Below are 12112 nucleotides of genomic sequence, written 5' to 3'. Positions count from 1 at the left end.
CGCGCGCGGCGCCGGATCAGCGCACTTCCTTCAGGTACTGGTCGGAGAAGCCACGCTGCGCGTCGGCCATGCGGGCGTAGTCGACGGTCTTGGCACGGGCGTAGTCGCTCGCGGGCAGGAACTGCGCCTCGATCTCCTTGGGCATGGCGCTGGCGCGCACCGGGCGCAGGTAGGCCTTGGCCCAGATCGCCTGGCCTTCGTCGGACAGCGTGAAGTCGAGCACCTTCTTGGCATCGGCCGCGTGCGGCGCTTTGGCGACCAGGCTCATCACGTAGGGCACGGCCAGCGTGCCTTCGCTGGGAATGACGAAAGCGACGTTGGCCTTGTCCTTGTACTTGGCGCGGTAGGCGTTGAAGTCGTAGTCGAGCAGGATCGCGATCTCGCCCGACAGCACGCGCGCGTACGAAGTCTGCTTGGGCACGATGGGCTCGTTCTTCTGCAGCGCCTTGAAGTAGTCGATGGCCGGCTTGAAGTTGTCGAGCGTGCCGCCGCGCGCCTGGTTCACGGCCACGGCGCCCACGTAGCCCACGAAGGCCGAAGCGGGGTCAAGGTAGCCGATGAGGCCCTTGTACTCGGGCTTGAGCAGGTCGGCCCACGACTTGGGCACCGGCTTGCCCTTGAGCGCGTCGACGTTGACCATGAAGCCGAGCGTGCCCGAGTGGATGGTGAACCAGTTGCCGGCCGGGTCCTTCAGGCCGTCGGGAATGTCTTTCCAGGCGGCCGGCTTGTAGGGCTCGACCACGCCGTCTTTCGCGGCCTGCACCGCGAAGGTCACGCCGAGGTAGGTGACGTCGGCCACGGGGCTGGCCTTTTCGGCGACCAGCTGCGCGAGCGACTGGCCCGAGTTCTTGTTGTCGGCCGGCACGGTGATGCCGGTCTTGGCCTTGATGGCCTTGAGCTGGGTGCCCCAGTCGGCCCATTCGGTCGGGCAGTTGTAGCAGATGGCGGTCTGGGCCATGGCGCCGCCGGCGGCGACGAGGGCGGCGGCCAGCACGCCGAGGCGGGCGAGGCGGTGAAAGCGCAGGGACATGGAAAAACTCCTGGGAGGGGTGGTGAGGTCAGGACAGTGCGGCGTCGTTGTCTTCGCGCGCATTCGCGCACGACTCGCCGTCTCGGAAGGCATGAGGCAGCAGCAGGCTCGCGTCGGCCTGCAGCGCGCGGCCACCCGCGATCGCCTGCGCCAACAGCTCGACGCTGTGGCGGCCGATGTCGCTGTTGGGCTGTGCGATGGTGGTGAGCGCGGGCGTGAGGTCTTCGCCCAGCGCGATGCCGTCGAAGCCGACCACGCTGAGGTCGTCGGGCACCGCGAGGCCGCTCAAATGCGCGGCGCGGATGCTGCGGATGGCGAGCAGGTCGTTCGAGCAGACCAGCGCCGTGGGGCGGCTGCGCGGGCGCAGCTCCGCGCACAGCGCATCGACGGCGGTCTCGACGAAGGACACTTCGACGAGCGGCGGCGCGGCAAGGCCTGCTTCGGCCATGCCGCGCTGGTAGCCGCGGTAGCGCTGCTGCGCGCGGTCCGACGCGGCCAGCGTGCCGCTGACCATCGCGATGCGCCGGTGGCCCAGCAGCACGAGCCGCGTGACTGCATCGGCCACCGCGCCTTCGCTGTCGACCGACACGCAGGGATGGTCGGCGTGCCGGTTGTAGGCCAGCACGTAGGGCACGGCGGCGGCCTGCAGGCGCTGCAGCGCGGCCGAGGTGGACGGGTTCGACACCACGAGGATCAGCCCGTCGACGTTGCCCGCCAACAGCAGCTGGACGGCGCGCTCTTCCTCGTCGAGCCGGTAGCCGGTGGTGACCGGCAGGATCGCGTAGCCGCCCGCGACGGCCGCGCGCGCGATGCCCTGCAGGCATTCGGCAAAGGTCGGGTTCAGCAGCGTGGGCAGCACCACGCCGAGGGTGCGGCTGCGCTGGGTGCGCAAGGTGCGGGCGCTGGCGTTGGGCAGGTAGTTGAGTTCGCGCGCCACGCGCTCGACCAGTTCGCGCGTGGCCGGCGTCACCTTGTCGGGGAAATTGAAGGCGCGCGAGACCGTGGCCACGGAAACCCCGGCCTGGGCGGCTACTGCTTGGATGCTCATCGTGCGGGGTCCGTGGTGGGGTTCATGTAATCGATTACATTGGACCGGCGCAGTATGACTTCGCGATGACAGGGCAGGGAAGTGGGGAGAACCCCGGGGCCGCTGGCGCAGCGTGCGGCCCAAAGAAAAAGGGGCCCGTGGGCCCCTTTGGTTGAGAACTTGGCTTACTTGCCCCGGCGCACCCGCCGGATCTCGTCGACGATCAGGCAGATCGCCCCGAGCGTGATGGCGCTGTCCGCCGCGTTGAACGCCGGGAAGTACCAGTTGCCCCAGTGGAAGCTCAGGAAGTCGACCACGTAGCCGTGCATCATGCGGTCGACCACGTTGCCGATGGCGCCGCCCAGGATGCAGGCCATCGCGAACGAGAAGAGCTTCTGGCCGGCGTGCGACCGCAGCATCCAGACGATGAAGATCGCCGCCGCCACGCCGATGGCCGTGAAGAACCAGCGCTGCCAGCCCGAGTGGTCGGCCAGGAACGAGAAGGCGGCGCCCGTGTTGTGCGCGCGCACGACGTTGAAGAAGCTCGTCACGTAGGTCGCGTCGCCGAGCTTGTAGTAGCCCAGGATCAGCGTCTTCGTGAACTGGTCGATGATCACGATGATCGTCGCCAGCCCGAGCCACGGCCAGATGCTGGCCCCGCGCGAACGCGAGGCCGACGAGGCGGAACGTGCGGTCGCCATCAGGCCACGCTGCGCGATTCGCCCGCGCCGAACAGGTTGCTCGTGCAGCGGCCGCAGATGGTCGGGTGCGCCGGGTCGTGGCCCACGTCCTCGCGGTAGTGCCAGCAGCGTTCGCATTTCTGCGCGGTGCTGGGCGTGACCACGGTCGACAGCGTGTCGCTCGCCGCCAGCGCCACGGCCGAGGCGATGAACACGAACTTCAGGTCGTCGCCCAGCGAGCCCAGCAGCGCGAGGTCGTCGGCCGGTGCGTTCAGCTGCAGGTTGGCCTGCAGCGACGAGCCGACCTTGCCTTCGGCGCGCACCGCCTCGATGTCCTTGTTGACGCCGTCGCGGATCTCGCGGATGCGGCCCCACTTGGCGAGCAGCGCCTCGTCGGGTGCGGCGAACTGGCTGTAGGTCTGCGTGAAGATCGACTCGCCCGGCTTGCCGGTGCCCACGATCTTCCAGGCCTCTTCGGCCGTGAAGCTCAGGAACGGCGCCATCCAGCGCAGCATCGCCTGCGAGATGTGCCACAGCGCGGTCTGCGCGCTGCGGCGCGCGAGTGAACCCGGCGCCGTCGTGTAGAGGCGGTCCTTCAGGATGTCGAGGTAGAAGCCGCCCAGGTCTTCCGAGCAGTAGATCTGCAGCTTGGCCACCACCGGATGGAACTCGTACACCTGGTAGTGCGCGAGGATCTCGGCCTGGAACTGCGCCGCGCGCGACATCGCGTAGCGGTCGATCTCGAACAGCTGGTCGAGCGGCACCGCGTCTTTCGCGATGTCGAAATCGCTGGTGTTCGCGAGCAGGAAGCGCAGCGTGTTGCGGATGCGGCGGTAGGCGTCGACGACGCGCGCGAGGATCTTGTCGTCGCCCGCGATGTCGCCCGAGTAGTCGCTCGCCGCCACCCACAGGCGGATGATTTCCGAGCCCAGCTTGTTGCTGATTTCCTGCGGGTCGATGCCGTTCTTGAGCGACTTGCTCATCTTGATGCCCTTGGCATCCACCGTGAAGCCGTGCGTGAGCAGGCCCTTGTACGGTGCGCGGTCTTCCAGCATGCAGGCGATCAGCAGCGACGAGTGGAACCACCCGCGGTGCTGGTCGTGGCCTTCGAGGTACAGGTCGGCTTCGGGGCCGGTCTCGTGGTGCACGTTGGGGTGCGTGCCGCGCAGCACGTGCGAGAAGGTCGAGCCCGAGTCGAACCACACCTCGAGGATGTCGGTGCTCTTGGTGTAGCTCGGTGCGTCTGCGGCGCCCAGGATGTCTTCGACGGTGACGCGGCTCCAGGCCTCGATGCCGCCCTTCTCGACGATGTCGGCGGCCTGGTCGAGGATTTCCATGGTGCGCGGGTGCAGCTCGCCCGAATCCTTGTGCAGGAAGAACGGGATCGGCACGCCCCAGCTGCGCTGGCGGCTGATGCACCAGTCGGGCCGGCCGGCGATCATGTCGTGCAGGCGGGCCTTGCCGTTCTCTGGGTAGAAGCTGGTCTGCTCGATGGCGTCGAGCGCGGTCTGGCGCAGCGTCTTGGGCGCCTTGTCCTTCGTGAACACGCCTTCGCCTTCGTCCATGCGAACGAACCACTGGGCGGCCGCGCGGTAGATCACCGGCGTCTTGTGGCGCCAGCAGTGCGGGTAGCTGTGGGTGATGGTCTCGGTGGTCAGCAGGCGGTTGGCGTCGCGCAGCGCGGCGATGATCACCGGCACGGCCTTCCAGATGTTCTGGCCGCCGAACAGCGGGAAGTCGGGCGCGTAGCTGCCGTTGCCCTGCACCGGGTTCAGGATGTCGTCGTACGCCACGCCGTGGGCGATGCAGGAGTTGAAGTCGTCCACGCCGTAGGCAGGCGAGGAGTGCACGAGGCCGGTGCCGTCGGTGGCGGTGGCGTAGTCGGCCAGGTAGATGGGCGACAGGCGCTGGTAGCCCGCATCGACGTCGTACAGCGGGTGCTCGAACTCGAGCCCGCCGAGCGCCTCGCCCTTGACCGTGGCCAGCACCTTGCCGTCGAGCGCATAGCGCGTCATGCACATCTCGACCAGCGAGTTGGCCAGGATCAGCAAACCGCGCTCGGTGTCGACCAGCGAGTACTCGAGCTCCGGGTTGAGGTTGATCGCCTGGTTGGCGGGGATCGTCCACGCGGTGGTGGTCCAGATCACGGCGAAGATGTCGCCCAGGATCGTGTGGTCGGTGCCGAAGGCCTTGAGCACCTTCTCGCGCTCGTGCGCCTTGAAGGCCACGTCGATGGTCTGGCTCTTCTTGTCGGCGTACTCGATCTCGAACTCGGCCAGCGAGGAGCCGCAGTCGAAGCACCAGTACACGGGCTTGAGGCCCCGGTACACGAAGCCGCGCTCGATCACGCGCTTGAACGCGCGCAGCTCGCCGGCTTCATTGGCGAAGTCCATCGTCTTGTACGGATGGTCCCATTCGCCCAGCACGCCCAGGCGCTGGAAGTCGACCATCTGCTGGGCGATCTGCTCGGTGGCGTAGGCGCGGCTCTTGGCCTGCATCTCGTCGCGGCTGAGGTTGCGGCCGAACTGCTTTTCGATGGCGTTCTCGATCGGCAGGCCGTGGCAGTCCCAGCCGGGCACGTACAGTGCGTCGAAGCCTTCGAGCTGGCGCGCCTTGGTGATCATGTCCTTGAGGATCTTGTTCACCGCGTGGCCCATGTGGATCTGGCCGTTGGCGTACGGCGGGCCGTCGTGCAGGATGAACTTGGGCGCGCCGTGGCGGGCGTCGCGCAGGCGGTGGTAGCGGCCTTCGTCGTTCCATTCCTTGACCCAGCCCGGTTCGCGCTTGGGCAGGTCGCCGCGCATCGGGAAGGGGGTGTCGGGCAGGTTCAGCGTGGAACGGTAATCTTTGGGGGAAGCAGCGTCAGACATGTTGGGGTGCGGCGAAACAGAGGGGCTTCGACAGGCTCAGCCCGAACTGCATTGAGCGGTCGGTGCGGAAGATATAGCCGTTCGCCCTGAGCTTGTCGAAGGGCGGCAGCACGGGGCGTGCAGGGCTAAATTCGGTCGCGCGTGGTCTGGCGATGGGTCTCGGCGTGGGTCGATGCGAAGAACGCGCGTGCGTCGCGGCCATCCTTCGCGATGCCCGCAGTGAGGGCTTCGAGGCTGGTGTAGCGCAATTCGTCGTGCAGTTTGTGCAGGAGTTCCACGCGCACGATTTTACCGTAGGCCCCTTCGGCCCCCAGATGCGAGGGCCACTCCAGGCAATGCGTCTCGAGCAGCACGCGCCCCGCGTTGACGTCGTTGGCGTCCAGCGAGGGCCGCACGCCGAGGTTGGCGACACCCGGCAACGGCTGGTCGGCCAGGCCGTGCACCAGCACCGCGAAGATGCCGCTGGCGGCCGGTTTCCAGTGCTTGAAGCGCAGGTTGAGGGTGCGAAAACCGTCGTCCTTGCCCGGCGACGAGGCGCCCAGCGCCCGGCCCAGCTTGCGGCCGTGGACGACGTGGCCCGAGATCGTGTACGGGCGGCCCAGCAGCGTGTGGGCGTCGGCCATGCGGCCTTCGGCCAGCGCCTCGCGCACGGCCGAGCTGGACACCCGCAGGCCGTGCACTTCGTAGCTGTTCATGCGCGCCACGTCGAAGCCGTGGGTTTCACCGGCCGCATCGAGCATGGCGTAGTCGCCCGCGCGCTTGGCGCCGAAGCGGAAGTCGTCGCCCACCAGCACGTAGCGCGCGCCCAGGCCGTCGATCAGCACGTTCTGGATGAAGGCCTCGGGCGACTGGGACGCCAGCCGGCCGTCGAAAGGCAGCACGATGGTCTGGTCGACGCCGCAGGCCGCCAGCTCGGTCAGCTTGTCGCGCAGCGTGCCGATGCGGGCCGGAGCCAGGTCGGGTTTCTTGGTGACGGCGGCGAAGTAGTCGCGCGGGTGCGGCTCGAAGGTCAGCACGCAACTGGGCAGCCCGCGATGGCGGGCCTCGGTCTGCAACAGCGCCAGCATGGCCTGGTGGCCGCGGTGGACGCCGTCGAAATTGCCGATCGTGAGGGCGCAGGCCGGAGCTACGCCCGGGTGTCGGAAGCCGCGGAAAACCTGCATGGGAGAGTATCTTTTTGATAGCGCCTGATGCCCGTCGTATGGGCAAATCAGGCCGATTTGTCACAAAGCCGGTATATTGTGACGCAGTGGGTGGGTTGGCGTGAGTCGCCAACGCATTCCGAGTCTCTGGTCTCTGCGTGTTTTTCTCGTTTCGAGGAGGCGTGTGTGAAGGTCTTGAAGCTGTCGGCCCAAGGGCTGCCCCAGTCATGGATATCGCTGGAACAGGCGGTGATCCACTACGCGGCGGACGAAGTCCGCTGGGAAGTGGGCGCGCAGGTGGCCGTGTTCCGTGGCGGCCACAACGCGATCACGGGTGAGCAGTCGCAGATCGCGATCAACAGCATCATCGGCACCAAGGGCGTGCCGCGCATCAACCCCTTCGCGCAGCGCCCGGGCCTGACCAACAGCAAGCTGTTCTCGCGCGACCGCAACATCTGCGCCTACTGCGGCGGCCATTTCCACGAAGACGAACTCACGCGCGAGCACATCATTCCGTTCGCGCAGCGCGGCATCGACACCTGGATGAACGTGGTCACGGCCTGCAAGCCCTGCAACCACCGCAAGAGCAGCCGCACGCCCGAGCAGGCGAACATGCCGCTGCTGTACGCGCCCTACGTGCCGAGCCTGTGGGAAGACTTCATCCTGCGCAACCGCCGCATCCTGGCGGACCAGATGGAATTTTTGATGGCGCACCTGCCGCAGTCGTCCCGGTTGCACGACATTTGACACCCGACGCGCAAGAAAAAAGGAGGCCTCGGCCTCCTTTGTCATTTCAGCCCTTCCAGGCCGGTGGCCGCTTCTCGATGAAGGCCTGCACGCCTTCCAGCGCGCTCTCGTCCATCATGTTGCAGGCCATGGTCCGGCTGGCGTCGGCCAGCGCGGCCTCGATGCCGGTCTCGAGCTGGCGATAGAACAGCGCCTTGCCCAGCGCGAGCGCCGTGCGGGGCTTGGCGACGATGCTGGCGACCAGTGCCTCGACGGCGGCGTCGAGCCCTGAGGGCGGCGCGACCCGGTTGACCAGGCCTTTCTCACGCGCTTCCTCGGCGCTGATGAATTCGCCCGTCACGAGCATCTCGAAGGCTTCCTTGCGCCCGAGGTTGCGCGACAGCGTGACGCCGGGCGTGGCGCAGAACAGCCCCACGTTGACGCCGCTGACCGCAAAGCGCGCGTCGCTGGCGGCCACCGCGAGGTCGCAGACCGCCACCAGCTGGCAGCCTGCCGCGGTCGCGATGCCGTGGACACGCGCGATCACCGGCACGGGCAGCCGCTGGATCGACAGCATCATCGCGCCGCACCGGTCGAACAGCTGCTGGTAGTAGCCGAGCGACGGCTCGGCGCGCATCTCCTTCAGGTCGTGGCCCGCGCAGAACGCCTTGCCCGCCGCGGCGATGACGACGGCGCGCACCGTGTCATCGGCGGCGACCGCGCCGAGCGCCTGCTCGAGCGCGCCCAGCATGCCTTCGGACAGCGCATTGAAGGCGGCGGGGCGGTTCAGCGTGAGCGTGACCACGCCGCGCGCGTCGCGGGCCGTCAGGACGAAGGGGGGCGTGTCGTTCATGGCCGTTCAGTACGTCAGCTCGAGCACCGTCGTGTGCCCTTGCGCGGCGGGCCAGCTCTGGCCGGTGAGGCGCTCGCCGTTGAACTCGGCGCTGACCGTGCGCTGCGGCGCGCCGGCCGCAATGCGCAGCCGCGAGCTCGACTGCCCCGCGCCCTGGGCCGGTACGCCGGGCGGCGGGCTCTGGCCGTCGAAGTTCATCGTGTCGCGCTGCGCATCGAAGTAGCCGCGCGGGCGCGTGAAGACGACCACCGCGCCCGCGCCGCTCTCGGCCGGCGCCAGGCGCTCGGTCCGCAGGTTGACGACGCCGCTGCTGCGCACGAACGGGCTGCGGTAGATGTGCGTGGTGCCCTGGCCGGGCACGTCGAGCACGAACTCGTAGCGTGCGGTGGGCTGCGCGCTGAACGGGCCCCAGCGGCCGTCGGCGCCGACCGTCTGCTGGTGCGCCGCCTCGCCGCGCCGCGCGCCCGAGGCCGGGTCGATGGCAAAGACCGTGACGCGCGCGCCTGTCAGTGCCAGGTTGTCCGCGCCGGTCGCGCGGCCGTCGAGCACGACCTTCGATTCTGGTGCCACCGCCGTGCTGGCCGGCGCCTGGCCGGTCAGGAAGCGCCAGGTCGCCGCGAAGGCCGCCGGCGAGAACGAGGTCTCGCGGTGGTCCACGCGCGGCAGCACGAGGTTGGTGGCGCCCTTGAGCGCCGGCCCGTCGAAGCCGATGTTCGTCGGCTGGCCCGGCGCGCCGATCCACAGGCCGTCGGGCTGGGCGTACTTGTCGTTGGTGTCCGAGCGCAGCGTGAGCCACTGCACGCCGGGCGTGACCTCGTCGCCGTTCGGTCCCTTGGGCGCATTGAGCTGCTGCATGAAGGCCGAGAGCCCCGAGAACTCGTTGTTCTCGCGCAGGCCCTTCACCTTCCAGATGCCGTGCGCGGGGTTGCCGCCGAGCACCACATGGCTCACCACGGCCGCGCCGCCGCCGTTCTGCACGTAGTTGCGGATGGTGTTGCCGCCGCGCGAGTTGCCGATGAGCACGACCTTGGGCGCGCCCGTGGCCTTCAGCACCTTCTCGACCTCGGCGCGCAGGAACGCGGCCGAGTCGGCGGTGGAACTGCGCCCCGGCTGGGCCACGGCATCGTCGTCGCGGGCCAGGGGAGTCGGCTGGTCGATGGCGAAGAGCCGCTCGCGCGGCCAGCCGTTCGATTCGAAGCGCCAGATCGTGGTCTGCCACAACGCGGCCGAGTCGCCGTTGCCGTGCATGAAGACGATGGGCGGACGCTCGGTGGAAGAGGGCGCGGAGGTGGCGCAGCCGGTCAGCAAGGTGACGGCGGTGCTTCCGGCAAGGGCCAAGGCAAGCAGGGTGCGGCGGGAAGGCATGTCTGTCTCTCTCCTGGCAGGGGGCTGGGGCCCCGCAAGTGAAAACGCCCGCCGGCGCAAGGCGGGCGGGCGTTGGATGCTATCGACAAACAGCCGTCAGGCGAAGACGCCGGCCGTGTCCTGCATGCGTGCCGACACTTCACCCAGGTGGTGCAAGGTGTCGCCGAAGGCGAGCTCGAGCTGCGTGAGCTTGCGGAAGTAGTGGCTGCCGATGTACTCGTCGGTCACGCCGATGCCGCCGTGCAGCTGCACCGAGTTCGCGGCCACGTAGCGCATCGACGTGCCCAGCTGGTACTTGGCGCGGGCCAGCGCCTGGCGGCGTTCGTCGGCCGGGGCGTTGAGCTTGAGCGTCGCGTAGTAGCTCATCGAGCGTGCCAGTTCCAGCTGCATCTTCATGTCGGCGACGCGGTGGCGCAGCGCCTGGAAGCTGGAGATGACCACGCCGAACTGCTTGCGCTGGTTCATGTAGTCGATGGTGACGTCGAGCGTCTTGTCGAGCACGCCGACCGCTTCGGCGCAGGTGGCGGCAATGCCGACATCGACCGCGTATTCGAGCGCGGCCAGGCCGTCGGCCGTGACCAGCGTGGCGTCGGCCTTGTCGAACACGACTTCGGCCGCGCGGCCGCCGTCCTGCGTGCCGTAGCCGCGGGCTTCGACGCCGCTGGCGCTGCGCTCGACCAGGAAGAGGGCGATCTTGCCGTCGACCTTGGCGGGCACGATGAAGGCATCGGCCTCGTCACCCACGGGCACCACGCTCTTGGCGCCGGTCAGCGAGTAGCCGTTGCCCGACTTGGTGGCCGTAGCCTCGCACACGTCGAGGCGGTAGCGCGCCTTGCGCTCCTGGTAGGCCAGCACCACGAGGGCCTGGCCGCCGGCGATGCGCGGCAGCCAGTTTTCCTTGGTGGCCGCGTCGGCGTAGCCGCCGAGCACGGCGCCGGCGATCAGCGTCTGGGCGAAGGGCTCCAGCACGATGCCGCGGCCCAGTTCTTCCATCACGACCATGCCGGCCACCGGGCCCATGCCCAGGCCGCCGTCGTCTTCGCTGATGTACAGGCCGCCCAGGCCGAGTTCGGCCAGTTCGTCCCAGGCTTCGCGCGAGAAGCCGCCCTTGGCCTCGATGCCGCGGCGGCGCTCGAAGTCATAGCCCTTGTCGACCCACTTGCGAACGGCGTCGCGCAGCTGGTCCTGGTCTTCCGAAAAATTGAAATCCATGTTGGTGTCTCCTCAGCCCAGGACGGTTTGCGCCACGATGTTGCGCTGCACTTCGTTCGAGCCGCCGTAGATCGTGGTCTTGCGCATGTTGAAGAAGGTCGATGCCAGCGGTGCCAGCGCCGGGTTGCCGCCGGGGAAGTTGCCCTGCCAGCCGGCTTCCATGGCTTCGCGGATCAGCGGCAGCGAATAGGGGCCGCCGGCCAGCATCATCAGCTCGGCGTAACGCTGCTGGATCTCGCTGCCGCGGATCTTGAGCAGGCCCGCGACGTCGAGCGAGTTCTTGCCCGAGGTGGCGGCCGAGAGCACGCGCAGCACCATCATCTCGAGGGCGACGATGTCGACTTCGAGCTTGGCGATCTCGTCGCGGAAGCGCAGGTCGTCGTACACGCCTTCGCTCTTGGCGATGCGCTTGAGGCGCTCGAGTTCGCGCTTGGCGCGGTTCACGTCGGCGATGTTGGTGCGCTCGTGCGAGAGCAGGTGCTTGGCGTAGGTCCAGCCCTTGTTCTCCTCGCCGATCAGGTTCTCGGCGGGCACTTCGACGTTGTCGAAGAACACCTCGTTCACCTCGACGCCGCCGTCGATCAGCTTGATCGGGCGCACGGTGACGCCGGGCGACTTCATGTCGAGCAGCAGGAAGCTGATGCCGGTCTGGGGCTTGCCTTCGTTGCTGGTGCGCACGAGGTTGAACATCCAGTCGCCGTGCTGGCCGAGCGTGGTCCAGGTCTTCTGGCCGTTGACGATGTACTTGTCGCCCTTGCGCTCGGCCTTGGTCTTGACCGAGGCCAGGTCGGAACCCGAGCCGGGTTCGCTGTAGCCCTGGCTCCACCAGACTTCGCCGCTGGCGATGCCGGGCAGGAAGCGCTTTTGCTGCTCGGCGTTGCCGAAGGCCATGATCACCGGGGCCACCATGACGGGGCCGAAGGGGATGATGCGCGGCGCGCCGGCCAGTGCGGTTTCTTCCTCGAACAGATGGCGCTGCACGGCGGTCCAGCCGGGGCCGCCGAATTCCTTGGGCCAGCCGTAGCCCAGCCAGCCCTTCTTGCCGAGGATCTTGGCCCAGCCTTGCAGATCGTCGCGCGTCAGTTCGAGCGCGTTGTGCACCTTGTGCGAAATCTCCTGGGGGAGGTTGTCCTTGACCCATGCGCGAACTTCTTCGCGGAACTTCTGTTCTTCGGGTGTGAAGCTCAAATCCATGCGTGCCTCGCTG

10 protein-coding genes are annotated in these 12112 nt (G+C 68.1%); 1 reads left to right on the top strand and 9 read right to left on the bottom strand.

Going from position 1 to position 12112, the window contains the following annotated elements; translation table 11 throughout:
- Nucleotides 1–16: 16 nt before the first annotated feature.
- The 5 genes from AC07O4_RS15375 to AC07O4_RS15355 all read right to left on the bottom strand — a co-directional run bounded on the left by AC07O4_RS15375 (nt 17) and on the right by AC07O4_RS15355 (nt 6770).
- Nucleotides 17–1030 (bottom strand): ABC transporter substrate-binding protein, encoded by a 1014-nt coding sequence (locus tag AC07O4_RS15375; protein WP_062480910.1) that lies wholly within the window; start codon nt 1028–1030, stop codon nt 17–19.
- A gap of 28 nt (nt 1031–1058) precedes the next feature.
- Nucleotides 1059–2078 carry a LacI family DNA-binding transcriptional regulator gene (locus AC07O4_RS15370; RefSeq protein WP_495305002.1) on the bottom strand — a complete coding sequence of 340 codons (1020 nt, stop codon included), beginning with the start codon at nt 2076–2078 and terminating at the stop codon, nt 1059–1061.
- A 164-nt stretch (nt 2079–2242) separates the two neighbouring features.
- Complete coding sequence (gene lspA, locus AC07O4_RS15365; protein WP_062480914.1) at nt 2243–2758, bottom strand: signal peptidase II; 516 nt, start codon at nt 2756–2758, stop codon at nt 2243–2245.
- On the bottom strand, nt 2758–5607 hold the full coding sequence (gene ileS / locus AC07O4_RS15360) for an isoleucine--tRNA ligase (RefSeq protein ID WP_495305001.1): 2850 nt from the start codon (nt 5605–5607) through the stop codon (nt 2758–2760). Before ileS ends, lspA begins: the two co-directional genes overlap by 1 nt.
- Nucleotides 5608–5732: 125 nt before the next feature.
- Nucleotides 5733–6770 (bottom strand): bifunctional riboflavin kinase/FAD synthetase, encoded by a 1038-nt coding sequence (locus tag AC07O4_RS15355; RefSeq protein ID WP_307694915.1) that lies wholly within the window; start codon nt 6768–6770, stop codon nt 5733–5735.
- Between the two features lie 165 nt (nt 6771–6935).
- On the opposite strand from AC07O4_RS15355, the gene AC07O4_RS15350 reads away from it, so the two are divergent.
- Nucleotides 6936–7496: an HNH endonuclease gene (locus AC07O4_RS15350; protein WP_062480919.1), complete on the top strand. Its 561-nt coding sequence runs from the start codon at nt 6936–6938 to the stop codon at nt 7494–7496.
- A 46-nt stretch (nt 7497–7542) separates the two neighbouring features.
- On the opposite strand, the gene AC07O4_RS15345 is transcribed toward AC07O4_RS15350, so the two are convergent.
- The 4 genes from AC07O4_RS15345 to AC07O4_RS15330 form a co-directional block, all read right to left on the bottom strand.
- A complete protein-coding gene (locus AC07O4_RS15345) occupies nt 7543–8328 on the bottom strand; it encodes an enoyl-CoA hydratase (RefSeq protein WP_495305000.1) in 786 nt (261 codons plus the stop codon).
- Nucleotides 8329–8334: 6 nt separating this feature from the next.
- Complete coding sequence (locus tag AC07O4_RS15340; protein ID WP_495304999.1) at nt 8335–9693, bottom strand: alpha/beta fold hydrolase; 1359 nt, start codon at nt 9691–9693, stop codon at nt 8335–8337.
- 96 nt (nt 9694–9789) lie between these two features.
- Complete coding sequence (locus tag AC07O4_RS15335; RefSeq protein ID WP_495304998.1) at nt 9790–10905, bottom strand: acyl-CoA dehydrogenase family protein; 1116 nt, start codon at nt 10903–10905, stop codon at nt 9790–9792.
- A gap of 12 nt (nt 10906–10917) precedes the next feature.
- Entirely contained in the window at nt 10918–12099 is a 1182-nt protein-coding gene (locus AC07O4_RS15330) for an acyl-CoA dehydrogenase family protein (RefSeq protein ID WP_062482930.1), read from the bottom strand.
- Between the last annotated feature and the right edge of the window lie 13 nt (nt 12100–12112).

This window comes from Variovorax sp. GW821-FHT09D04, assembly GCF_059416405.1.
This window is presented reverse-complemented; position numbering and strand designations above follow the sequence as displayed.

Bases quoted from the DNA above. Each gene is read 5' to 3' on its own strand.
- AC07O4_RS15375 (WP_062480910.1), bottom strand. From the start codon at position 1,030: ATGTCCCTGCGCTTTCACCGCCTCGCCCGCCTCGGCGTGCTGGCCGCC.
- AC07O4_RS15370 (WP_495305002.1), bottom strand. From the start codon at position 2,078: ATGAGCATCCAAGCAGTAGCCGCCCAGGCCGGGGTTTCCGTGGCCACG.
- lspA (WP_062480914.1), bottom strand. From the start codon at position 2,758: ATGGCGACCGCACGTTCCGCCTCGTCGGCCTCGCGTTCGCGCGGGGCC.
- ileS (WP_495305001.1), bottom strand. From the start codon at position 5,607: ATGTCTGACGCTGCTTCCCCCAAAGATTACCGTTCCACGCTGAACCTG.
- AC07O4_RS15355 (WP_307694915.1), bottom strand. From the start codon at position 6,770: ATGCAGGTTTTCCGCGGCTTCCGACACCCGGGCGTAGCTCCGGCCTGC.
- AC07O4_RS15345 (WP_495305000.1), bottom strand. From the start codon at position 8,328: ATGAACGACACGCCCCCCTTCGTCCTGACGGCCCGCGACGCGCGCGGC.
- AC07O4_RS15340 (WP_495304999.1), bottom strand. From the start codon at position 9,693: ATGCCTTCCCGCCGCACCCTGCTTGCCTTGGCCCTTGCCGGAAGCACC.
- AC07O4_RS15335 (WP_495304998.1), bottom strand. From the start codon at position 10,905: ATGGATTTCAATTTTTCGGAAGACCAGGACCAGCTGCGCGACGCCGTT.
- AC07O4_RS15330 (WP_062482930.1), bottom strand. From the start codon at position 12,099: ATGGATTTGAGCTTCACACCCGAAGAACAGAAGTTCCGCGAAGAAGTT.